At 40.9% G+C, this 23,074-nt stretch carries 29 protein-coding genes; 9 read left to right on the top strand and 20 right to left on the bottom strand.

All coding sequences use genetic code 11. The annotated features are described in order from the left end of the window. Positions 1-67 precede the first annotated feature (67 nt). The 4 genes from CAL7507_RS06795 (at position 68) to CAL7507_RS06810 (ending at position 3,036) form a co-directional block, all read left to right on the top strand. Complete coding sequence (locus CAL7507_RS06795; RefSeq protein ID WP_015127708.1) at positions 68-1,162, top strand: phosphotransacetylase family protein; 1,095 nt, start codon at positions 68-70, stop codon at positions 1,160-1,162. Between the two features lie 250 nt (positions 1,163-1,412). After that, a complete protein-coding gene (locus CAL7507_RS06800; protein ID WP_015127709.1) occupies positions 1,413-1,916 on the top strand; it encodes a hypothetical protein in 504 nt (167 codons plus the stop codon). Positions 1,917-2,055: 139 nt separating this feature from the next. Continuing rightward, positions 2,056-2,454, top strand: a complete 399-nt coding sequence (locus CAL7507_RS06805; RefSeq protein ID WP_015127710.1) for an MAPEG family protein — start codon at positions 2,056-2,058, stop codon at positions 2,452-2,454. A gap of 90 nt (positions 2,455-2,544) precedes the next feature. Beyond that, entirely contained in the window at positions 2,545-3,036 is a 492-nt protein-coding gene (locus tag CAL7507_RS06810) for a YajQ family cyclic di-GMP-binding protein (protein WP_015127711.1), read from the top strand. 34 nt (positions 3,037-3,070) lie between these two features. On the opposite strand, the gene CAL7507_RS06815 is transcribed toward CAL7507_RS06810, so the two are convergent. Both CAL7507_RS06815 and CAL7507_RS06820 read right to left on the bottom strand, forming a co-directional pair. Further along, entirely contained in the window at positions 3,071-3,628 is a 558-nt protein-coding gene (locus CAL7507_RS06815) for a glutathione S-transferase family protein (RefSeq protein ID WP_015127712.1), read from the bottom strand. A 12-nt stretch (positions 3,629-3,640) separates the two neighbouring features. Then, on the bottom strand, positions 3,641-4,105 hold the full coding sequence (locus CAL7507_RS06820) for a hypothetical protein (protein ID WP_015127713.1): 465 nt from the start codon (positions 4,103-4,105) through the stop codon (positions 3,641-3,643). 570 nt (positions 4,106-4,675) lie between these two features. Between CAL7507_RS06820 and CAL7507_RS06825 the strand changes: the two genes are divergently transcribed. Beyond that, a complete protein-coding gene (locus CAL7507_RS06825) occupies positions 4,676-5,386 on the top strand; it encodes a tetratricopeptide repeat protein (protein WP_015127714.1) in 711 nt (236 codons plus the stop codon). 294 nt (positions 5,387-5,680) lie between these two features. Here CAL7507_RS06825 and CAL7507_RS06830 read toward each other — a convergent pair whose 3' ends face one another. Then, positions 5,681-6,091 (bottom strand): hypothetical protein, encoded by a 411-nt coding sequence (locus tag CAL7507_RS06830; protein ID WP_015127715.1) that lies wholly within the window; start codon positions 6,089-6,091, stop codon positions 5,681-5,683. Positions 6,092-6,525: 434 nt separating this feature from the next. Continuing rightward, positions 6,526-6,615: a photosystem I reaction center subunit XII gene (psaM, locus tag CAL7507_RS06835; protein WP_040630342.1), complete on the bottom strand. Its 90-nt coding sequence runs from the start codon at positions 6,613-6,615 to the stop codon at positions 6,526-6,528. 405 nt (positions 6,616-7,020) lie between these two features. Between psaM and CAL7507_RS06840 the strand changes: the two genes are divergently transcribed. After that, positions 7,021-8,310 carry an FGGY-family carbohydrate kinase gene (locus CAL7507_RS06840; protein WP_042341926.1) on the top strand — a complete coding sequence of 430 codons (1,290 nt, stop codon included), beginning with the start codon at positions 7,021-7,023 and terminating at the stop codon, positions 8,308-8,310. Between the two features lie 246 nt (positions 8,311-8,556). Here the strand turns inward: CAL7507_RS06840 and CAL7507_RS06845 are convergent, their stop codons facing one another. The 5 genes from CAL7507_RS06845 to CAL7507_RS06865 all read right to left on the bottom strand — a co-directional run bounded on the left by CAL7507_RS06845 (position 8,557) and on the right by CAL7507_RS06865 (position 16,284). Further along, entirely contained in the window at positions 8,557-9,525 is a 969-nt protein-coding gene (locus CAL7507_RS06845) for an N-acetylglucosamine kinase (RefSeq protein ID WP_015127718.1), read from the bottom strand. Between the two features lie 213 nt (positions 9,526-9,738). Next, on the bottom strand, positions 9,739-10,998 hold the full coding sequence (locus CAL7507_RS06850; protein WP_015127719.1) for an MFS transporter: 1,260 nt from the start codon (positions 10,996-10,998) through the stop codon (positions 9,739-9,741). A 57-nt stretch (positions 10,999-11,055) separates the two neighbouring features. After that, a complete protein-coding gene (msrB, locus tag CAL7507_RS06855) occupies positions 11,056-11,553 on the bottom strand; it encodes a peptide-methionine (R)-S-oxide reductase MsrB (RefSeq protein ID WP_042341226.1) in 498 nt (165 codons plus the stop codon). A gap of 668 nt (positions 11,554-12,221) precedes the next feature. Further along, the gene (locus tag CAL7507_RS06860) at positions 12,222-13,646 is read right to left on the bottom strand and encodes a WGR domain-containing protein (protein WP_015127721.1); all 1,425 of its coding nucleotides are present in this window, start codon (positions 13,644-13,646) and stop codon (positions 12,222-12,224) included. A 709-nt stretch (positions 13,647-14,355) separates the two neighbouring features. Then, positions 14,356-16,284: an ATP-binding protein gene (locus CAL7507_RS06865; RefSeq protein ID WP_015127722.1), complete on the bottom strand. Its 1,929-nt coding sequence runs from the start codon at positions 16,282-16,284 to the stop codon at positions 14,356-14,358. A 270-nt stretch (positions 16,285-16,554) separates the two neighbouring features. Here CAL7507_RS06865 and tmk point away from each other — a divergent pair, with 270 nt between their 5' ends. Further along, entirely contained in the window at positions 16,555-17,259 is a 705-nt protein-coding gene (gene tmk / locus CAL7507_RS06870) for a dTMP kinase (RefSeq protein WP_015127723.1), read from the top strand. On the opposite strand, the gene CAL7507_RS06875 is transcribed toward tmk, so the two are convergent. From CAL7507_RS06875 to CAL7507_RS06890, 5 genes are all read right to left on the bottom strand, one after another. After that, positions 17,187-18,089 carry a M48 family metallopeptidase gene (locus CAL7507_RS06875; RefSeq protein WP_015127724.1) on the bottom strand — a complete coding sequence of 301 codons (903 nt, stop codon included), beginning with the start codon at positions 18,087-18,089 and terminating at the stop codon, positions 17,187-17,189. The genes tmk and CAL7507_RS06875 overlap by 73 nt on opposite strands. A 466-nt stretch (positions 18,090-18,555) precedes the next feature. After that, positions 18,556-19,119, bottom strand: coding sequence for a hypothetical protein (locus tag CAL7507_RS06880; RefSeq protein WP_015127725.1), 564 nt, complete (start codon positions 19,117-19,119; stop codon positions 18,556-18,558). 354 nt (positions 19,120-19,473) lie between these two features. Then, a complete protein-coding gene (locus CAL7507_RS33370; RefSeq protein WP_255348333.1) occupies positions 19,474-19,596 on the bottom strand; it encodes a hypothetical protein in 123 nt (40 codons plus the stop codon). Continuing rightward, complete coding sequence (locus CAL7507_RS06885; protein WP_015127726.1) at positions 19,577-19,840, bottom strand: hypothetical protein; 264 nt, start codon at positions 19,838-19,840, stop codon at positions 19,577-19,579. Before CAL7507_RS06885 ends, CAL7507_RS33370 begins: the two co-directional genes overlap by 20 nt. 124 nt (positions 19,841-19,964) lie before the next feature. After that, positions 19,965-20,330, bottom strand: coding sequence for a hypothetical protein (locus CAL7507_RS06890; protein WP_015127727.1), 366 nt, complete (start codon positions 20,328-20,330; stop codon positions 19,965-19,967). Positions 20,331-20,418: 88 nt separating this feature from the next. Between CAL7507_RS06890 and CAL7507_RS31550 the strand changes: the two genes are divergently transcribed. Further along, positions 20,419-20,637 carry a hypothetical protein gene (locus CAL7507_RS31550; RefSeq protein WP_144051199.1) on the top strand — a complete coding sequence of 73 codons (219 nt, stop codon included), beginning with the start codon at positions 20,419-20,421 and terminating at the stop codon, positions 20,635-20,637. Here CAL7507_RS31550 and CAL7507_RS06895 read toward each other — a convergent pair. After that, on the bottom strand, positions 20,629-20,979 hold the full coding sequence (locus tag CAL7507_RS06895; RefSeq protein WP_015127728.1) for a DUF5615 family PIN-like protein: 351 nt from the start codon (positions 20,977-20,979) through the stop codon (positions 20,629-20,631). The two genes, CAL7507_RS31550 and CAL7507_RS06895, sit on opposite strands and share 9 nt — an antisense overlap. Continuing rightward, positions 20,980-21,228: a DUF433 domain-containing protein gene (locus CAL7507_RS06900; RefSeq protein ID WP_015127729.1), complete on the bottom strand. Its 249-nt coding sequence runs from the start codon at positions 21,226-21,228 to the stop codon at positions 20,980-20,982. A 59-nt stretch (positions 21,229-21,287) separates the two neighbouring features. Between CAL7507_RS06900 and CAL7507_RS06905 the strand changes: the two genes are divergently transcribed. Next, a complete protein-coding gene (locus CAL7507_RS06905) occupies positions 21,288-21,437 on the top strand; it encodes a hypothetical protein (protein ID WP_236556895.1) in 150 nt (49 codons plus the stop codon). A 141-nt stretch (positions 21,438-21,578) separates the two neighbouring features. Here CAL7507_RS06905 and CAL7507_RS06910 read toward each other — a convergent pair whose 3' ends face one another. From CAL7507_RS06910 to CAL7507_RS06920, 4 genes are all read right to left on the bottom strand, one after another. Continuing rightward, positions 21,579-21,914 carry a XisI protein gene (locus CAL7507_RS06910; RefSeq protein ID WP_015127731.1) on the bottom strand — a complete coding sequence of 112 codons (336 nt, stop codon included), beginning with the start codon at positions 21,912-21,914 and terminating at the stop codon, positions 21,579-21,581. After that, entirely contained in the window at positions 21,902-22,318 is a 417-nt protein-coding gene (locus CAL7507_RS06915; protein WP_015127732.1) for a XisH family protein, read from the bottom strand. The genes CAL7507_RS06910 and CAL7507_RS06915 overlap by 13 nt, the downstream gene beginning before the upstream one ends. A gap of 112 nt (positions 22,319-22,430) precedes the next feature. Then, on the bottom strand, positions 22,431-22,658 hold the full coding sequence (locus tag CAL7507_RS31555; protein WP_144051200.1) for a hypothetical protein: 228 nt from the start codon (positions 22,656-22,658) through the stop codon (positions 22,431-22,433). Between the two features lie 41 nt (positions 22,659-22,699). Beyond that, positions 22,700-23,065 (bottom strand): hypothetical protein, encoded by a 366-nt coding sequence (locus CAL7507_RS06920; RefSeq protein ID WP_015127727.1) that lies wholly within the window; start codon positions 23,063-23,065, stop codon positions 22,700-22,702. Between the last annotated feature and the right edge of the window lie 9 nt (positions 23,066-23,074).

Genomic DNA, 23,074 nt, shown 5'->3' on the forward strand with positions numbered 1-23,074 from the left:
AGTTAGACCTAAAATTAGGAAACACCAAGCTGGGTTCTACTTTCTTTTGAATTTTAGGAGTGCATGTGTGCCAAAATCCGCGAAATATTTGCTGATTGGATCAACTGAGACTTACAGCGGTAAATCTGCCACAGTTTTAGGTTTGTCTCATCAGCTAAAGCAAAAAGGACTGGATATTACCTATGGCAAACCGCTAGGTACGTGTTTAAATGCGTCTAGTGGTACTGTGGTTGAGGAAGATGTCCAGTTCATTGCTCACAGCCTCAATCTGCCAGCAAACCGTGTTGCACCCACAATGCTGGCTTTGGATGAACTAAGTGTGCAAAAACGCCTACGCGGTGAAGACAAAACCGATTATCAGCAATCTTTAGCACAGCAATATTTGCCAACTTCCCAAGGAGATTTGGTTTTGCTAGAGGGGCCTGGTGATTTGGAGGAAGGCAAGCTGTTTGATTTGTCTTTGCTGCAAACGGCGGAAATATTAGATGCTGGTGTGCTGTTAGTAACTCGTTACAAATCACTGCTTTCTGTGGAAGCACTTTTATCTGCTAAAGAGCGTGTGGGCGATCGCTTAATTGGTGTGGTGCTGAATGATATCCCTACTGAGCAAATAGCCACTGTAGAAACGCTCTTGCGGCCGTTTTTGGAACAGCAAGGTATTCCCGTGTTAGCAATCTTGCCAAAAAGCGATTTGCTACGCAGTGTCAGCGTCGGGGAACTAGTCAAGCAATTAAAGGCCGAGGTTCTTTGTGGGAGCGATCGCTTAGATTTACTCGTCGAAAGTCTAGCTATTGGTGCGATGAACGTCAATTCTGCTGTGAAATATTTCCGTAAACGCCGGAATATGGCAGTGGTGACAGGAGGCGATCGCGTGGAAATTCAGCAAGCAGCTTTAGAAACTTCCACCCAATGCCTCATCCTCACCGGACAATTACCACCTCCCGCATTTATTCTCAATCGCGCCGAAGAACTAGAAATTCCCATTTTATCGGTCGATTTAGATACACTCACCACTGTGGAAATTGTTGACCGCACTTTTGGTCAAGTGCGCCTCCACGAACCGATTAAGGTGCAATGCATTTCTCAGTTAATGGGTGAGCATTTTGACATGGAACGCCTGCTATCTAAACTAGGTCTAAATCCAGCAGCAGCATTGTCTTGAAAATAGGGACTGGGGACTGGGGATTGGGGATTGGGGACTGGGGATTGGGGGAGATGAGGGAGATGAGGGAGATGAGGGAGAAATAATTAATAACCTTGACCCTTGACTCTTGACCCTTGACCCTTGACTCTTGACCCTTGACCCTTGACCCTAAACCAGAAAATTGTAACAATGTCCCACTCAATTTGGCTTCGCACCTACACTCTGTTTGGTAAAATAGCTGGGTTGTTTCATCTGATTAAATCCGTCTTTGAGCCAGTCAACAGACCTCATTAAACTCGATACATTAGCGCAAGAACTGGCGACAATCCAGCAAACAGGTTCTAAACGAATTGCCTTGCTGGGTTCCCGTCACGTCCCAATTACGCATCAGAATCTGATTGAAATGATGACCTATGCCTTAGTTTTAACAGGCAACCGGGTTATCACCTCCGGCGCTACAGGAACCAACTCCGCTGCTATCAGAGGAGCAATGCGAGCTGACCCTAACTTGCTGACGGTAATTTTACCCCAAAGCTTGGAACGTCAGCCGATTGAATCGCGCCAGCAACTAGAACAGGTCATGCACCTAGTAGAAAATCCCAGTAACGATAATCTATCTCTCGCTGAAGCAAGTTACATTTGCAACAAAGAGATTGTTTCTCGTTGCCAGCAATTAATCTGCTTTGCGTTTCATGACAGCCGTACCTTGCTGCAAACCTGTGGAGATGCAGAAGAACAAAGAAAAGTGGTGACGCTTTTCTATTTTGATTAGTCGTTTGTCATTTGTCCTTTATCCTAAAAAAGCGAGTACTGTTTGAGAGAACTCAGAGAGTAGTCGCTGGAGGACTTATGTGTTTAGTTAATGACAAATGACAAATGACCAATGACTAATAACCAATGACAAATAACTCATGAATATTTTTTTGTACGCTATTGCTGCGGCTACAGTGTTAATTTATCTGCCTTTTTTGCCAGTAGCCTATGCGCGTGTGCAGATTGGATTCGAGGCTTTGTCTACTCCTCGTGCCATGTTGGATAAGTTACCACCATACGCTCAACGGGCTACCTGGGCACATCAAAATTCTTTTGAAGCGTTTATGTTGTTTGCTCCAGCAGCATTGATGGCATACGTCACAGGCGTGAATTCTCCACTGGCAACAACGGCAGCCTTTGCTTTCCTTGTGGCTCGGCTTCTATACTCGATTTTCTATATTTTGAATATACCCCTATTGCGATCGCTCACATTTGCTATTGGCTCCCTCAGTTCTGGGACTCTCATTGTTTTGAGTATCATCCAAGCTAATAGCTAAGAGAAGGACAATCAAGGCAAAATTAAATCAGTTAACTGATAACTGTTCCTCATCTCACATCCAAAATCCAACTAAAATCCAAAATTCTTTATGGCTTCCACCTTTTCTTTTGACATTGTGAGCGACTTTGACCGCCAAGAACTGGTCAACGCTGTCGATCAAGTTGTGCGAGAAATCAAAAGCCGTTACGACCTCAAAGATACTGCAACGACTATCGAGTTAGGGGAAGATAACATCACTGTCAGTACCGACAGCGATTTTACATTAGAGTCTGTACACACAATTCTCCGAGAAAAAGCCGCTAAACGTAACCTCTCTCAAAAAATCTTTGAATTTGGCAAGGTTGAATCAGCCAGTGGGAACCGGGTACGTGAAGAAATCAAACTCAAAAAAGGTATTAGCCAAGAAATCGCCAAACAAATTTCCAAATTGATTCGAGATGAATTCAAAAAAGTCCAAGCCTCGATTCAAGGTGATGCTGTGCGAGTCACAGCCAAAGCCAAGGATGATTTGCAAACTGTCATCCAGCGGTTGAAAGAAGAAGATTACCCTGTAGCTTTGCAATTTACCAATTATCGTTAAGAAATGTTTAGGCTGGGCAATGCCCAGCTATTAATTAAGAGCGTCCGCCAATGCTTTTTTGAAATGCGGGGCGCTCGGATACCCGCGTCATGTATTCTAATACGGCTGGGTAAGCGCTCAAATCTAGCTTCAACATGATGGGGATATAAGTCAGGATAGACCCGACTGCGACATCAGCAACGGTGAATTCATCGCCCAACAAAAAAGGTTGCCGTGCAAAAATTTCATTTAAAGGAGCTAATAAACGAGGCATTTCCTTTTCTCTAGTGGCTTCTCCAAATATGCCTGGGCCGAGGGTAGCATTGGCAAATAAAGTCCACTGGGCTGCAATAGCGCGTTCTTCTGGGGAAGTGGCATTTTTGCCATACTTATCAGCGAGATACAGCAAAATTGCCCCTGATTCCCACAGCCGTAAATCCCCATCGATAATTGCGGGGACTTTACCTATGGGATTAATTGTTAGATAATCAGGTTGGCGATGTTCGCCTGCTTGCATATCAAGCTTGACGAATTCGTAGGGAACTCCTAATTCCTCTAAATACCACTGCACAATTGAAGCGCGGCTACGAGTGCCACCATAAAGTTTTAACATAACAACCTGGGATTAAAGGACTTTGTGAGTGTGGGAGTGCTGTTTAATATTATCCTCTTTTGTGACCACTCTAGTAGCATTTAACACCCGCTTACGCTCAGTTGAATAAGCTAACTCTGTGTAAGTTGTACCTACGGGAATCAGGGATTTGGCGCTTTCTCGACGCTTGTAGGTACGAGCAGCTGCAAACACCCGTGGGACAAATTCATCACCTAATTGAGCTGTTTCTGGGAAGTCTGGTGAAAATAAGGGTGTATCGCCATCCAACACAGCGCCCAAGGTAGTTGCATAAGCAAGCTTATAGGAAGTGGGAATCCCTTTGAGTAGAGCTTCCAAAGCCGCAGAGGGAATAGGTTCTATCACTTCGATTTGATGAACTTCGCCGTCTTCTTTGACAAAACAGGTTGCCAAGCCGATCACAATGTAATCTTCCGCGGCTAAATCGGGAGCATTGGAATAGGAAATTGCAGTTTTCATAAGAAATTTTCTCAAAACATGGAGGGGGGAGGGAGGAGACGGGAGACAGGAGGGTACTATGTGACGGGTAAAAACTAAGCCAATTTCTGATGTTGGTGGGGGACTTAAACTCTTGCTCCGTAACAATTACGCTCTCATATTTGAGAACAAAACCTTCTGCCTTTTTTGGGTATTGAAGACTGAGGCGGTTTGCTAAGTTCCCTTAGCGAGGAAAAGTTAAGGGGAGGAGGAAAAGAAATATTCAACTCTTTAACCCATTCCCCTTTTACCTTTTCCTTTTTCTCATCTTTAGCGATCGGCTTGTTGGCATTTTACCAAGTTGTTGCTCTCGTTACCTGACTAGTCTTGAAGATTGATATTTGTTTTTTCTGGAATTCGACTTGGGGATGAAGTATCCATGATTGGGTTAGAGCATCAATAGATTTGTGTAAGGCAAAGACTTCGACTCGTTACCGAAGATTATTGATTTTAGTAATTATAGACACATTAAGAACTGACGATTTAGTAAAACCACTAGGAGTATAAAAACTATAATTTGATTTCAAAAACAAGTGTATCGGTCAAAACAGCATGAATAATCACTCATTTTTAGCATCGGGCGATCAGGGAAATTATATATATAACTTTGTAGTTAATAGTAATTTCAGATATCGGGGACACGGAGATAATAGCTGTGATGAATCAGCTTTAGGGGACGGCTACTTACGCTCTTGTGCTTTACAGTTGGCGCAAGAAGGGGATTACAGAGAGGCGATCGCCCTTTTAAGCCAACTCATTGATCGTCATCCCCAGAATGCCGTTGATTACAACAACCGGGGGCTGATTTATTTTCAAAGCGGTGAAAGGCAAAAAGCTCTCTCCGACTACAACACAGCGCTACAACTCAATCCTAAGTTGGCGAGTGCTTATAATAATCGGGCAAATTATTACGCCGCCGGTGGAGAATTAGCTGCAGCGATCGCCGACTACGATCAAGCGATCGATTTAAATCCTAGTTATGTCCGCGCCTGGATTAATCGCGGCATCACCTGGCGTGATTTGGGGCAATATGAGGAGGCTATCGAGAATTTTGAGATAGCATTGCTTTTCGGTCAATTGGAGGGTCATATTTGGGCAGAGAGAGGCAGAACGTATCATCTCTGGGGTGATTGGAATTGTGCGATCGCTGATTATCGCCGTGCAATGACTCAACTACCTACCACAAAAGGTAAAAGGGATATTTCTAGTGACCACTTGCTTTTACAACTTGACATTTGGTTGAACGAACTGCTTTTTCCTTAGCATCCTGATCCCTAGATTCATCCCTTTGGGGGATTGAAAATTCAAAATGATTGCGTTGAATTTTCAACAGAAGTTTAGCGATACGATGCTGGCAACGGCTATTAGACGAGAATTATCATAAAACTGCAAAAATTAGCCATTAACTATCAGTTTTTAGTATTTTTAGCCAAAATAACAATGTTTATACGCAGCCACAACGCAAGTGAGAAATACCGCCAAAGTGAATAAATCTACAAAATAGGCGAAAAGCTGACAATATAAGCTTTTTAAATTTTGAATTTCGCACAACGGTACTCAAGGTGATGACTCTGGCTGTGCTAGCTCTTTCTGGTCTTGATTCATCAACACCACCGGACGCTGGTTAGGCTCGAAACGGTATGCTTGTTGTTGCATAATCACTTTATTTTGCTGGGGATCGAAGTTTCGACTAAACTCCGTCTGCAAAATATTGACACGTCCTTCCATCTGCTTAACTTCAGTCCGAATTTCTCGCAATCTTTCTTGCTGTAACCAGTGATAGGGCAGAAGTTTTACCAAAGCTGAAATTGCGGCGGCTGAGACAGCAAGGTTAACCGCTATTTTCGCTGTAGTCTCCAGTGCCATGATCTGGTAAGACCGTTGACGGAGGTGACGCTTTGGTCGAGGAGTCACCCGCTGTTTTTGTATGGGCTGTAGCGGGGGTCTGGTTGGTTGAATCGCGTTCATGATGCTAGAAAGAACCTCGCTGATTGAATAGAAACACCATAAAAAGCTGAACTAAGGGAATGGGGAATGGGGAATAGGCAATAGGGGAAGAATTAGCTCCGTACACCTATCAGGGTACGTCCCACTCACTGCCTTAACGCAAGAAAGTGGGCGGCTTACTTTTCCCTATTGCCCGCGATGCATTGAAGTTCTGCCGAAGTGTTGCCTATTCCATGTTCCTTGTTCATTGTGTTTATTAAGCCTTGATTTAGCTGCCATATTACTTCATTTTTTTGAAAATGCTACACGTGTGTTGAATGCCAAAAAATAAACCTGGCCTACGTAAGTAGCGGTTTTCCAGCAATCGATGGCATTTAGCCTTAATCGTCTAGAAACCTCACTCCGTAATGCCAGGTTTGTTAGTTTGGTGAGTGTGTCACAGTCACACTGTGGGGTTATTTGTAAAGTTCCGTGGCTAAACGCCAAGCGAGAACTCCTGGAATCAACGCCACAACAAGGGCAATATATACTTGAGTATCTGACAAGGAAGACACTTGAGCGAGGAACAGAGTATCTAACATCAGCATGGTGGGAAACCTCCTAAACTCAATAGATTTTGACTACGAATTTTAGATTTTAGATTTTAGATTTTAGATTTTAGATTTTAGATTTTAGATTTTTTGGTTCATGCACAGCCGTAGGCGGGGCAAATCCAAAATCCTCAATTTAAAATCCTCAGAGCCAAGTATCCTTGTGGTCACTGAGCCTGCCAAAGTGTGGTCGGGGTCAATCCAAAATCGTCAATCCAAAATCCAAAATTGTTTGACTGGTTCGTTTACTACTTTTCCCTGTTTTGCCTAATTGTGGAATTATCTTGTTACAAGATGCAACAAAAGCAGCGATTAGTAGGTAGTCGTTGGTTATTCTTCGTTAGAAAAATTTACCAATCTATGGATTTGTATCTGGGGATTGACTTTGGGACATCTGGCGCACGGGCGATAGTGATTGATGATCAAGCTTGTATCCAAGCAGAAGTGCGGTACCCTTGGGATAGTTCGTCTATCTCTGACTTAGTAACTAGCTGGCAGACAGCTTTGTTAACCCTGTTAACTTATATCCCTGATGAGTTAAGGCGAGAAATTAGAGCGATCGCTATTAATGGTACTTCTTCCACCGTCTTATTGAGCGATGGTAATGGCCAGCCTGTAGATACACCATTACTCTACAACGACGCGCGGGGATCAGTGATGCTAGAGCATTTGAGGAATATCGCTCCCCCCAATCACACTGTGTTGAGTGCTACCTCAAGCCTAGCCAAACTTCTGTGGATGTCACAATTACCTACTTTTAGTCAAGCGAAATATTTCTTACATCAAGCCGACTGGCTAGCATTTCTCCTACACGGGGTTCTGGGTATTAGCGACTACCATAATGCTTTAAAGCTGGGTTATGACGTTGAACAGTTAAAATACCCGGAATGGCTAGAAAAGCTGCAAATAACAATTCAATTACCCAAAGTTCTACCGCCTGGTACTCCCATTGCCAAATTACGTCCGGAAATTGCCAAGCAGTTCGCTTTCCCTGATGATTGTCTAGTATGTGCTGGCACTACTGATAGTATTGCGGCTTTTCTCGCCAGTGGTGCGAAATTACCAGGTCAAGCGGTGACTTCTCTGGGTTCAACGCTAGTACTGAAACTATTGAGTCGTACCCGCGTTGAAGATTCACGATACGGGATTTATAGCCATCGCTTGGGTGATTTGTGGCTGACTGGTGGTGCTTCTAATACTGGGGGTGCAGTATTAAGGCAATTTTTCACTGATGCTGAGTTAGAAAGCCTCAGTCGCGAGATTGATAGCTCCAAAGCCAGCCCGCTAGATTATTATCCGTTGTTGAAAGCAGGCGATCGCTTTCCAATTAACGACCCCAATCTACCCCCACGGTTGACACCTCGCCCAGATAATCCCGTGGAATTTCTGCATGGATTATTAGAAAGTATCTCCCGAATAGAAGCACGTGGATACGAATTATTACAACAGCTAGGGGCTGACCTGTTAACCCATGTTTACACTGCTGGAGGTGGTGCTACCAATAAAACTTGGGCTGCTATTCGTAGAAGGAATTTAAAGGTACGCATAAAAGCGTCGGCCAACACAGAAGCCGCTTATGGAACAGCCCTGTTAGCAATGCGTGGGGGACTGGAGACTGGGGACTGGGGGAGTGGAAGAGTGAGGGAATAATTCTTGACTCTTGACTCTTGACAAATTCCCACCTACGCCGTGAGGTTGATTTTAGAAAAAACTAAATCCGTATCTATCCGGGTGACGATAGAGATATCTAGGCTGATACTAGATTTATTAGATACCTGAATGTAGGGTTCTAGGTTCTTTCATCTGGGCAGCTATTCGGGGATGGATGCAATGTCATCTATCCCCTTCATTAATGATTAGCTAAATGATATAAACACTTTTTATAGTCGTTAACAGTCAACAGTTATCAGTTAACTTCTTCAAAGCCAATAAACCAGCACCATAGGTAGGTTCATACCTGGGAAAAATCACTTTTACTCTAGGAAACTTCTCAACAAGAGACGCTGAAAATCTCTCATGCATCTTACATCGACTCTTCCACACACTCCCGGTTGTCACTACTTCCAAAATTGAGTCAGGATTAAAAATTGCCTCGATTACAGTAGAAGTCGCTTTTACCAATTCTTGTACTGCATCGTCAATAATTTGATTCGCTACCTGGTCACCTAAAGCTGCTACCAAATCTACAATTTGTGCCAAATTAGCTATCTTGTTAACTCCCCAGTCTCGGCGATATATTACTTCAATTAAATCTTCTATACTATCTAGGTCAAGATACTTTTGAAAACACTCTACTAGGCTGGTTTTTTTCTCCCGTCCGTCATAGGCTTTTAAAGCCGCTTGCATACCAGCAACAGCAATTTTATAAGCGCTACCTTCATCTCCTAAAATATATCCCCAACCACCAACTCGTTTAGTAATTCCCCGATGATTTCGTCCAAAAACTATAGAGCCTGTACCTACAGCTACCACAATACATACACTATGACCAATTCCACCAACTAAAGCAATTAAAGCATCATTACAAATTAGAATATTAGCTGCTGGTAATTCCCAGGTAATAGATAGCAATTGGTTATGCTGTAAATCTTGCACTATACCTTTAATAACTTCAATATCTGCTGTACGACCTACACCTGCTAATCCTAAGCAAATCGCTGAAATTTTTATAGGTTTTGTAATATTTAATGCATTATTTATAGCTGATTGAATTGCAGATTGAATTGATTGCGATGTTGCTGGAATACCTATGCTTTGATAATTAGATGCACCTGCTTCACCACGACCTAACACTTGACGTGTTCTATCCATCAATACACAAACAGTTTTGCTACCACCACCATCTATTCCTAAAACATAACTCATAAGTAATTTAAAATTTATATATTAAAAAGTAATACGGTTCAGTTAATAATAATTGTAGTTTGGGTTTCATTCTTCAACCCAACAAATCCTTGGATATGTTGGGTTTTGCAAAGCCTCAACCCAACCTACGGAACTTAAGGTTTTTGACTCTAGCTAAACCGTATTGTATTATAGATTGTGCTAGCAATAGTGTAACGAACCGAGTCATCACTGTTAAATCTTGGGAAGGTTAGCTTCTGCTTGTAAGGGAATGAAAAATAGAGAAATCATTCCAGGAATGGTGAGAAAGCAAACTAACACAAAAAATAATGGATATCCTACGGCTTTTTGAATTGCACCACTAATCGCTCCAGGTAACATCAAACCTAACGCCATGAGTCCAGTAGATATGGCATAGTGAGAGGTTTTGTATTCACCTCGGCAAATATACATCAAGTAAACACTAAAAGCTGTGAAGCCAAATCCATAGCCAAATTGCTCTAAAGCAACTAAGGGATAAACTAACTGCAACGATGGTTTAGTGTAAGCCATATATACATAAAATATATCAGGTAAGTTTAAAGCTAAAGCCATTGGTAATAGGCATTTTTTCAACCCATACCTAGAAATTAATATTCCTCCTAAAATGCCACCAATAATGAGAGAAAGTACGCCAAAAGTTCCATATATCCAGCCAAATTCTTCCGTTGATATACCTAATCCTCCCTTTTCTATTTTTTCTAAAAGAAATAAAGATGCTATTTTGAGTAGCATTGCTTCGCCCAATCTGTAGAGTAAAATGAATGCTATAATTGCCCCTATCTTCTCTTGTTGGAAATATGTTCTAATTACTTCCCAAAAAGGGATATTGCCTGATTCGAGTTGGCTAGGAATATCTGATGTGGGTAAGGGTAAAATAAGTCGATGAAAAATAAATAAAATTATAAATATAACTGCAGAAAAGCCAATAGATATAGTCCAACTGAGAGGAATATTATTGAGGCTAGTTTCTAAACGACCTGCTAAAACTACTAAAAACCCACTACCAAATAACACAGCTAGACGATAGAATAATGAACGAATACCAACAAAAAATGCTTGCTGTTCTGCATTTAAAGCCAGCATATAAAAGCCATCGGTGGCAATATCATAAGTTGCGGATATAAATGCTCCCAGTGTTAAAGCTGCTAGGGAGATGAAAAAGAAGTTTTGCAGTTGTAAAGATAAGGCGACTAAGCTCAAACAACAAAACATGGCAAATTGAGTGACAAGTATCCATGTTCTTTTAGTTGAGTAAATATCCACAAGTGGCCCCCAAAACATTTTGATCACCCAAGGGAGATACAAAAAACTTGTCCAAGCGGTAATTTGATCGTTATCTATGCCGAGTTTTTTGTAGAAGATGACAGAAACTGTGCCGATGAGGACGTTGGGGATACCTTCGGCAAAGTATAAGGTGGGGATAAATGTCCAAGGGGAGGGGGGATGTTTCATGAAAAAGGATGCGATCGCTTTTTGATGAAAAGTATCATGAAAGGCGATCGCATTTAGTTAAGCAGCAATAAACTTTAAAGCCGCGCCGTTCATACAGTAGCGTTTACCGGTAGGTGCAGGGCCATCATTAAACACATGACCTAGATGTCCACCACAGCGGCTACAATGTATTTCGGTTCTGGTCATCAGAAACGACCTATCTACAGTACTGCCTACTGCCCCCTCTATGGGGTTAAAAAAGCTAGGCCAACCAGTACCACTATTAAATTTGGTATCCGATGTAAACAGTGGCAATTCACACCCAGCACAAATGTAAGTACCCTGAGCATACTGCTTATCAAGTGGGCTGGTGAATGCACGTTCAGTCCCGTGTTTACGCAATACACGAAACTGTTCTGGTGTTAAAGTTGTTTGCCACTCAGCCTCAGATTTGGTAATTTCAAATTTAGTATCTTTAGAAGTTGCCATAGTTTCCGTCCTGCGCGTGAAATATTGTGGTAACAACGCTGCACCAACTATTACTACACTAGCTTGTAAAAAATAGCGTTTGTTCATCGTTGATAGGAATGGGGCATTGGGGAGCCAGTTGTGTGGGCGGGTTTCCCGACTTGAGCAAACTGGCGTCATTGGGAAAATAACTTTTGACTCCTGACTCTTGACTCCTGACATCTTTAATAATCAGCGATCGCTCTGAATTAATCCTGAAAAAATGATGAAAATTAGCTAAGAATATTCATGAGAATATCAGGCGGGAACTGGTTCAGCTGATCTGAGTTTGGAGAATACGCCTGGATGTATGTTAGCGATGGCGCGCATAGATACAGCGGTTGTCAGATCAGTGACGTACAGATTTTAATCGCCAAGCCTGTAGGGGCGGTGTTTCCCCGCTACAAGCTTTGTACACCTGTGTCAACTTACTGGAGTTTAGACTAAATCGGTGATGTTCAAGAAAAAAAAGGGAGTCTGATTGAATACAGTCCCCATGAAGGCAGAAGCTGAGAAACGAACTACCATTACTCACCTGCCAATACCCCGCTTCTGTCACTCTCCGAAAACTTTTGCCATTTCTGAATTCTAGAGCTTTTGTATAGCAGGCGTTTGCGCGATTCTTTTCTAATAACAAATACAAGACCAACTTTTTTCTAATAGAATAGCTTGTATTGATTGCCTCATCGGGCTTCTAGCGATCGCCCTCCCGGAGAGTGACAGAACAGGGATAACTGTTAACTGTTAACTGATTTAATATCGCCATAGGCGCGGTAAAAGCCGCCACTGGCTGACTCACGCACCTCTTGGACAAGATAGCGCTGTCCTTCTTGGCGTAGATTCCTAGGAAACTGTACTTTCCAATTGGGGTTATATCCTGGTGAGACAACGCGGACTCTGAGTTTACTTCCCTCTCGAAAGCACTCGACAATGACTCCTTGGCTGGTGTCTGTTGTGGTTTCTAGAACTGCTGAGGGTACAGCGCCTTCGGTTTTTGGTGCTTTAATAATTGTCGCTTGGGGAAGTGTACCTGCTTGAGCGGCTTGGATGGCGGTTTCACTAGCATCAATACAAGCTAGAGAGCCATCGGTAGTGACAATATAAATGCAATTATCAAAAAACTGCATAGATAAAGCCGAACCGCAGCCAGTCGCCAGTTTCCACAGGCGTTCACCTGATTGATTGAAGCAGTAAACTGAAGAACAGTTATCACCAGCAAATACATACTTGCCATCAAGTGCTGTAGCGCAAGAGTAAACTGCAGCATCGCATTTGTAAACTGCTCCAGCCTCGCCCTTTTTACTAAAAGAGTATATCTGGCGATCGCTTGCGCCTGCATAAACAGCTGAGGTTTCTTGCCAACCAAATAATACAGCACCGCCAGTATTTTGATGCCAGAGCATTCGACCTTCTTGGCGATCGTACATGGTTACGCCCTTGCTATGACCATGATAGATCCCCGCCTCATCACAACGTACCATCCAACCAGAATTACCTTGGCTTAAACGAGTCCACTGGGATTCATCATCATGATCGATGGTAGTGACACCACCGTTAGCATCCGCAACTCCCAATAAGCCATCGTGGATATCCAGCCAGAAAATATCGACATTTTCATCAATGTTGTAACCGATGCGTGGTAACTTGCCTGTAAGATCGTAGACATTGCCATCATCACAGCCTGCGTAAATCCAAACATCATCAGCAACTAGACATTTAACGCCATCAGGGAGTTTAAACTGATTGATCACCTGACCTTGATGGTTGAGTGCGAAAACTTGACCAGCTTGGTTTCCTAACCAGCAACAGTTGCGATCGATAAAAATTCCAAAGGCGGCGGAAGTGGAAGTAAATTTCCAAAGTATGGGTGCTTGTTTGGCTGTTGAGGTGCTACTGGTGACTTCGCGCCGTGTGATAGGACGTTTCTGACGCACACCCATGACGGCTGGTTCATAGCCTTTTTTCAGTTTTTCGTTAATCTTTTTAGTGGCTTCTGCTTTAGCTTTATCTGGAGTGGGATAAGCTTTAGTTTGAGCTTGTCCTGAGTCGCCGATGCGACCATAGCGTATAGTAACTTCAGTATCTTTAACAATAACTTCGTAGAACTTGTGGGAACTTCCATTAGCTTCTGAAAGCTCTAAGTATGTCTTTTCTTCAGTCATAATATTCTCTTCTGAAAGGGAACAGGGAAAATTAGGTTGTTCACAATTCCCATTGCTTTCAACCTATGTATCTCATCCCCTTAGTTTTAACTAATACCTGGATAAAGTGTCGATAAAGGGGGGTCAGAATTCAGGAGTCGGGAGTGAGAATTTTGGTGTATTTCATGCATCTAAGGAGTCGTGTAAAAATAAGTTGAACAATTTAATATTTGTAGTGCGGGCATCTTGCCCGCGCGAGCAAGATGTTTGTCCTTTGGACACGCTACGCGAACGCACTACTTATTTTTACCAGGACTTACGCAAGATGTGACTGTAAACCTGATTCTTGCGTAGCGGTAATTCATGAATTACCGCTACTTTTGTTATGTTTTGCGTAAGTCATATTTACCATACTCAGTACTGAGTGCTGAGTCCTGAGTGCTGAGTAAATTAACGGGTACTCAGTACTTTTGCACTTGGTAAATGCCCCGCCCGATGTTAAGCGGAATCTTTTAATACAGGAGTTGGTTGATACCCCACCCCTCTCCTGTCGGAGACGCGCAAGGGACGTGGGTGGTCTTTTTAACTCAGCACTCAGCACTCGGAACTCAGCACTCTTCATTATGTGAAGAAAAGTAAACAAAGCTAAAACTCCCCCCGTTGTAGGAAGTGGCGTGGCGGTCTAATACTCAGCACTCAGCACTTTCAACTCAGCACTCTTCATGCCCACCTACTTAGATTGATGCAAGGGAATACTTATCGCAAATTCTGTCCCCTTGCCAAGAGCAGAAATACACTCCAATTTCCCCTGATGTTTTTCGGTGACAATTTGGTAACTAATCGATAAGCCTAATCCTGTACCTTTGCCAACTGGCTTAGTAGTGAAAAAGGGGTCAAATAACCGCTGTTGTATATTTTCTGGTATACCCAAACCATTATCAACAATGCGAATTATTACTTGTTTGTTGCTAGTAATTTCAGTATGAATGCGAATTTGCCCTTTGTCTTCTTTTAATGACAAATGATTTATCGTAAATGACTCTTCAATTGCATCAATAGCATTTGTGAGAATATTGATAAATACTTGATTGAGTTGTCCTGCATAGCAATTTATATTTGGGATATCGCCATATTGTTTATTTACCTCAATAGCTGGACGGTTAGATGTAGCCTTGAAACGACTTTCTAAAATCATCAATGTACTATCTATCCCCTCGTGGATATTCACTGCTTTCATATCTGCTTCATCTAACCGAGAGAAATTTCGCAGAGATAGCACAATTTCTTTAATTCTCTCAGCGCCAACCTTCATCGAAGCTAGTAACTGTGGCAAGTCTGTAGCTAAGAAATCAATATCAATTGCTTCAGCCTCATCTTCAATCTCTGGGACTGGTTGGGGATAGTATTGTTGATAAAGCTGCAAAAGTTTGAGTAAATCTTCAATATAGTCATTGGCAGGTGCAATATTACTATAAATAAAGCTGACTGGGTTATTAATTTCGTGTGCTACTCCTGCCACTAACTGTCCTAAACTGGACATCTTTTCTGTATGAATTAGTTGAGATTGAGCTTGTTTTAATTCTCGTAAAGTTTGCTCTAGTTCTTGCGCTTGGTGTCGTAATGTATTTTTTTGTTCACTCAACAAGATGACTTGGGCTTGTGTCTGTTTAGATAAATGTATTTGTCGCCAACCTATAACTGTAGCGATGACAAGTAACCCACCTAATATGGAAGCAAGTATATTGAGAGATTCTAATTGAGATTCGATATTTTGGCGGGGTATGACTAGTGCTATTGACCAATTGGCTTGTTTGAGAGGAACATGTGCAACATACTTGCTTGTACCGTCAATATGAATGAGTGCAATTTTCAGTTCTTTGTTTAGCATGTGACGAGCGATCGCTGCTAAATTGGGGTCAGGTGACTCCAGAAAACTGACTGCTGGTTTTTCTGCTGTGGAAATTAATTCTGGATTAGGGTGAGCAATAGCATATCCCTGAGAGTTGAGTGCAAAGGCATAGCTATTTTTGCCGTATTTCAGTTTATTGACTACTTGGGTCACACGATCTACTTTGAGACTAGCGAAAATCACTGCTTTGGGAACGCCGATTCCATTACTTTGGTAAATGGGAGAGGCCACTGCTATAGCAGGAAGTCCCGTAGTCCGACCAATGAAAGGATCGGAAATATTGACCTGTCCTAAAAATCCTTTTTGAATGTAATCGCGGTCATTATTTTTTTGCTTACTTTTACCAGCCTCAGTAGTGTAAAAAGAACCATCAGGATAAGTTAGACCAAATACAAAAAATTCATTAATCCGCTTAATTTCTGGTTGTAAATATGGCTCTATTTCTGACCAATTTAAAGAACGCACAGTCTTTGTATTCGCAATAGTTTTAACTTCAGAAGAGCGAATTGCTAACCATTGATCAATCTTATCCGCTCCTTGGCGAACCTCAAGCAGTGCTTTTTCTTGAACTTGCTGGAGAATTATCTCTCTGACTATTTTATAGCTAGTAATAGCTATTACACTTATTGCTAAAGTTGTACCAATCAAAATCAACGGTGTTGTTAAAGCACGCGATCGCTTATTAAGTTGCAGTCGATATCGCCAAATCTTCAACACATCTTGCAATTTTTGCTGACTAGCCAGGATCATTTTGTTCTCCAGAGATTCAATCAGTTAACAGTTAACTGTTACCCTACTTAGAGTTCCCCATCGCTAGGTTGGATCAACAGTTATCAGTAGAGAGGATGTATTGATTCTGGGGTCAAATCCCCAACTGAAACTGTGATCACTGTTCACTGATTTAACATACCTGGTAGCCTAAGAAAGCAGACTGCTAAATAAAGCGGAAAGTCTGCCGGGGCGATACTCCCCCCGGAGAACTTTCCAAGACAAAGTATAAATGCCGAGCGAGGTCGAGGTATGGATGGTAAATTGATTGTCTTTGAAGGGGTGGAAGGCTGCGGTAAAACCAGTCAAATGCAGCTGTGTCAAGAATGGTTGCAAAGTCTTGGTATCTCTGTAGTCGTTACCCGTGAACCAGGGGGAACAGAGTTAGGTTTGCATCTGCGCCGCCTATTATTGGAGAACGCTGAAAATCAACCAATTGCTGAGTTGACAGAATTGCTATTGTATGCTGCTGATAGAGCGCAACATGTAGAGCAAGAATTAAAACCCTATTTGGCAGCAGGGAAATATGTTTTATGCGATCGCTACACCGACTCTACCATTGCTTATCAAGGTTATGGCAGGGGTTTGAACATGAGTATAATTAATCATCTCAACCAGATTGCCACTAGTGGTATGACAAGCGACCTGACTATTTGGCTAGATGTCGATGTAGAAGTAGGTCTAGCTCGTAAACGTTCAGTTGGAGAAGGTTTAGACAGAATTGAGCAAGAAGCGATCGCTTTTCATCACCGAGTCCAGCAAGGATACTCCGAGTTAGCTGCATCGTCCCCTAACAGGATTGTCAGGGTAGATGGTAATTCTAGCAAAGAAGCTGTGCAAAAAGTGATTCAGGGAATTTTGGGCGATCGCTTTACATTAAATAATTATCGTGAAACAAATCTGGAGTTGATTCGCAAAGACACTCCATCTTCCGATAAATCTAATTTTAGTGGTTGAGGATTATTTTTTAATCGCTCATTGCCATCTATCCATAAAGAGAACCACAAATATTTGCTCATTACCTGTTTTAAAGCATTGATTCTTTGTTGTGTCGGTGGATGGCTGCTAATTTCTGTGTAGTCTGAAGGGAAACGCGAAAACAGGTTCAAGACTCGCAAACCTCCATTTGCATCATAGCCAGCCTTACTCATATAGGTGTAACCAATTTCATCCGCTTGAAATTCATGCTGACGACTTAATGCTTGCATGGTTCTCTCAAATTCTTGTTTTTTCTGAATAATAATTCGTTGTTTGATGACATCTTTTTTAGCGTGTGATATGGGAGTTTTTGATTTTCTCCGTTCTTGGACAATCCAATTGTTGTATTCTGCTTCTGCTTCTTTAAGTAATCTTTCTTGTAAACTAGCTTCGGCTTCTTCTTGCTGTGCAGAATGGCGCTGTGTGTGATGAGCTAATTCATGACTGATAATAAAAGCTAAAGCTGCATCATCACCATGTATTTGGTCTAACAAACCTTTATAAATTACGATTTTGTTTAACTCATCTGCGTAGGCATTGATATTATATTTATCAGCGATTTGTAAGCGCCAGGGATGGTCATCAAGTCCGTTAGCACGAATTACTTTTTCTGCTACGCTATAGAACCATTGTAGATTATTCTTTTTTGGTTGTACTCGTGGGGTATAAGTTGATAAATTTGTAGTAGTTGAAAGTGATGGTAATGGACTTACTACTTGCGCGAAACTTGGTGTATTGAGGTTTAGTAAAACGCTACTGCTAAGACCTAATGAGGTGAAAAAGATACTGCGAATGTATGAAGATGCCATAATCGTAAACGCCTATTTGCTTTGTTTGAATCCCTTTGATTATGTTTACGACAAAGCAATAGTGTATTTACGCAGTTTATATTGAAATATTTATTAATAAAAAAGCGGGCAAGATGCCCGCGCTACAAGTTTGAATGAAAAATATCTAAGAAAACAATTATAGCGGTTCCCATTCAGATGCGGTACAAAATTATATCCCAAACTGTGGGGGCACGGCACTGCCCATTGGTGTCAACTTAAGCCCAGATGGCTTATTGCACAGCTTACCTACCCACCTTGGAATGAATTCCAAGGCTAATAGGCAAAGTTTACTAAAGTAAACTGGGGATAAATGATAATTTTTAGTTAGCTTTAGCTTACTTTTGCTATTAGACTCAGAATTCATTCTGAGGCGGGACATGGATTTCACGTTAAGTTGACACGCATGGGCACTGCCGTGCCCTTATGAGTGTACCTCACGTAACTGCTACAAAATTTGAAAAGCATTAAAAAATCTACTCGCGTCACCAACAGCAGGATTTTCAACGAAGAGTACATATATACGTTGACCTGCTAAAAATACTCTAAGTTTGGTAATTTTTTGCCCCTCTTGATATGTATATTCCTTACCAGGATAACTACCTAAGGAGATATTGCGAGTTTCCAGTATTTTTTTATATTTATCTTGAAACCCACCGACAAATGCAGTCAATAATTCCTTTGGATCAACTTGGCTGATATCTATCCGATACTGTCCGTAAAAAATCCCATATTTACTTTCATCTGTTTCTGCTAGTTGTGCCTCCATAAGTATATATTCATTATCTAATTTCATGGTCATGACACCTGGCTCAACGGGTAAGATACCAGAGAAATTCCAGGTACTAGAGGAAACATTTTTCCATCCAGAAATGGTATTAGCTTCTGCTAAGATTATTGGCGATTCTGATTGACTCGCTTGGGTTTTTGATGCGCTAATGGCTTGTGCTTTGGGAAGACAAACTGAAGTTCCTAACACTAGGATTGCAAGTGCCAATTTCCATGATTTCATGATTATGTATCTCCTATGAATATTGTCGATGTATTGTTTTAGATGTCAGTTATATTCTCTGAACCCCTTCATAGGAAGATACGAATTTATTTACGTGCAATTACGCAGGTTATAAAAGATTTATTTTGATTTTCTCGAAGAATAATATAATGTTTTTTAGGGTGTGTGAAGGCTACAATAAAAAGCGTGAAGAAATCAAATCAATCTATATTGCGATCGCACACCAGCACCAACAGCAGATTCCTTGATATCATGCGAACGACTTACGTCGCGCAAGCTTCGCACCGCACCATTTCCAGATGATTATAGTCGCCGCGATCGCAAGTTTTGTGAGCAATGCAAAATTAGACGCTTTTACGTCTGACTCCAGTCTTCAATCTCTAAACCTTCGATTTTCTCGAAATCGCTGTGATTGTTAGTTACAAGAACCAAATCGTTAGCGATCGCAATTCCAGTATCAACTAAGGCTGCTTTCATCACTTCTTCTTCCCAAAAAAGCCTGTTGACGACGGGTGATGATTTCCTCACTGAAATCGAAAAATGTCTCATCTGGCATATCATCCCAACAGCCTGCAAACTGCATGATTTGTTCGGGTGTGCTTTGAGATGCTTCTACACCGACTCGGAAATAATGGATAAAATTATATACTTCTTCCAGCTTTTCTTCAGGGATGAGATTGATTTCTGTTAGCAATTTGGTACATAAATTTGATGGGTTCATGTTTTTTCCGTAGGATGTGTCGGCTTGTATTTATTTTAAATCTAGCGCGATCGCGTCAGCTTTCCGTAGGAATCACCCAACATACATAGAGCAAATTTACCAATTTATCAAATAGACTAATTACTTACTTTTTGGTTACATTATGTGTAATAGCTGCAACTTCTTCCTCATGAGATAAGTTTTTATCGCGGGTTTTAAACTCATCTAATAATTTAAAAAATCTTGCCAAACCAGCTTTTTCATCCTGACAATAGAGCATGATAATTTTTGCCCAGGAGTTTGAGGTATGCAGTTTATATTTCTGCTCGACAAAATCATGAAATTTGTCACAGAAATCTTTTTCTTCTTCGGTTAATTCAATGCCTAATTCTCTCCTAGCTATTTTATAACCTGCTAAGAATATAAATAAGTTGTTAACTGAAGCTCTACCAATATACATTCCTGGTCTAGCTTTAATTTTTTCTAATATTTGATATATTCCACTACTCATATTAAACCTATTTAACCAACTTCCTGGTAAAGCTCCCCAGCAGATAACGAACTCACCGATGCACCTAAATATGAATATGTGTATATTAATGCTAAGGTCGCAGCAAATCGTCAAAGATACCCATAATTTTAGCGATCGCACTTTGAATTTAACCCGTACCGTAAAGCGATCGCACTTCTCAATCAAGCCTTACTGTAAAAGCGATCACACTTCTCAACCAAGCCTTACTCTACAAGCGAACGACTTACGTCGCGCAAGCTTCGCCCAAGCAACATTAAGCAAATTCTCATTACAAGTATTATGGTGATGCAAATCTTACTTTATTTTCAGTAACGACTACAAACTGTTCGGGCAGTCTATCTGCATAATTTTCTAACAAAAGCTGAAGTTTATTGATTTTATTAGTAGCTCTTTCGTTCTCCAATCGCAAGAAAACTATACCTCTGTGCGAACTACCTTCTCGAAATACTTTATCACCAAAATCTTTATCGTTGGTTATTAAAATCCAATTTTCATTCAATGCTTTTTCTAGAACCTCGTCATCGCTGATACCCCGCGCTTCGTCATACACGGAGAACACTTCATAACCCCGATCGCGTAACCAACGAGCAACTTTTGACCCGGTACATTCGTCTACTAAAAAGCGCATTTAAGTATTTTCCACTAGTAGAGGCATAAAAGTGGTGTTTGATAGTGACTTACTGGCGAACAAAATACAAGCTTGAATATCTTCAGAAGTTAGCCCTTCGTATTCTTCGATAATTTCTGTGAAGCTTGCACCATGAGCGAGGAGGTTAAGAATATACTCAACGCTTAAACGAGTTCCTTTAATGGTAGGTTTTCCTGCTAGGACTTTTGGGTTGAGGACTATTCGTTCTAGTAATTGCTGATTTGTCATTTTTATTGTCCTTGTGGTTATATTTTCCAAAGCTTGCTGTTGCAGATAGGGTGGAACTAATGCGTATTCTCGCTTCAGAGTTGGAAACTAGTGACGATATTTATCCTTTAGAACCACACAAAACTTATTACCTAGAAACACCATACGATAATTTTGGTGTAGGGGAGGTTTTAATGCAAGCCATCCAACAGGGTGACAAGACTGATTAAATAATATGCGATTCAAATACTCAACAAATAAACCATCGCAAAATGAATTTGATAGTTTGCCAAGAATTCCACTTATTCTTCGTAGTAATAATAGATTTGTTGAAGTCGTTGGGTTAGTAGATAGTGGTGCGACGATACTTCCTAACCCACAGCAAAATCTGTAAACTGTCTTTTATAAGGTGAATGAAATCCGATAACAATGTCTTGTTTTGGAACTCCCATTAAAACTAGCTCTTCCGCAATATTTATCTCTGTTCCATTCCACTGAATCCAAATTTTTTCATTTTTGATATCAATGTGTATTGAACAACCATACACACGACGTTTATTTTCCCAGCCTACATTAACAAGTTGATAATGGTCGCGTACAGTATCAAATATTTGTTCTACTTCTACATCGCCATAAGAAGGTTTATAACTACCATATTTTGTCAAAAGTTGCTGAATGTATTCCCTATATTTTTCTAACTTATCCATCTTACTATCTCCTCAGTTTCAGTATCGTAAACTACCAGTTTTAATTGAAATTCTTGAATTTGAAGCTGTAGAAACGGAAGCGTAAAAAAATCATTATAGGTTTCTGCATCAACTGCTAAATATAGGTTACGTTCTGGTTCTTTTTTCCTAAGAGCAGTACGATAGTTAAGGAATTGTCCCAAAGCAAGATGAAAATCAGTGATAGCTGATGGATTTAGAAAACTTTTGATTTCAACAGCAATTTTTTCACCTTCTTTTTCTGCTGCAAGTAACTTCTCTGCTCCCAAATCGATACGCATCTGAACTTGACCAAAATCAATATATAGAGGATCGTTTGTAATATTCCACCCGTCTTTTTCCAAAGCTAATCTCACAATATCGTGAAATTTATCCTTCGCTGACATAACTTAATTTATTCATCTGGGAGTATTAGCATTCTACCTCATAGTTAAGGTGTGCAAGTATAATACTATTGGCTTCTACCCTAACTAGCCAAGCGATCGCAGCACTTCTCATTCAAACCATACCGTAAAGCGATCGCATATCACAGAACCTTGCCAATCGCACTTCTAATTTAACCCATATTTTCCATGTAATCGCATTTCTCAACCAAGTCATACTGTAAAAGCGATCGCTATCCAACATCACCAAACTAATCACCCTATCGCATCTGTGATACCAATTCTCTAAAACAAGGGAACAAAAGCGCGATCGCGTCAGCTTTCCGTAGGAATCACCCAACATACATAGAGCAAATTTACCAATTTATCAAATAGACTAATTACTTACTTTTTGGTTACATTATGTGTAATAGCTGCAACTTCTTCCTCATGAGATAAGTTTTTATCGCGGGTTTTAAACTCATCTAATAATTTAAAAAATCTTGCCAAACCAGCTTTTTCATCCTGACAATAGAGCATGATAATTTTTGCCCAGGAGTTTGAGGTATGCAGTTTATATTTCTGCTCGACAAAATCATGAAATTTGTCACAGAAATCTTTTTCTTCTTCGGTTAATTCAATGCCTAATTCTCTCCTAGCTATTTTATAACCTGCTAAGAATATAAATAAGTTGTTAACTGAAGCTCTACCAATATACATTCCTGGTCTAGCTTTAATTTTTTCTAATATTTGATATATTCCACTACTCATATTAAACCT

The sequence above is a fragment of the Calothrix sp. PCC 7507 genome (assembly GCF_000316575.1).
In the GTDB taxonomy this organism is placed as follows: Bacteria; Cyanobacteriota; Cyanobacteriia; order Cyanobacteriales; family Nostocaceae; genus Fortiea.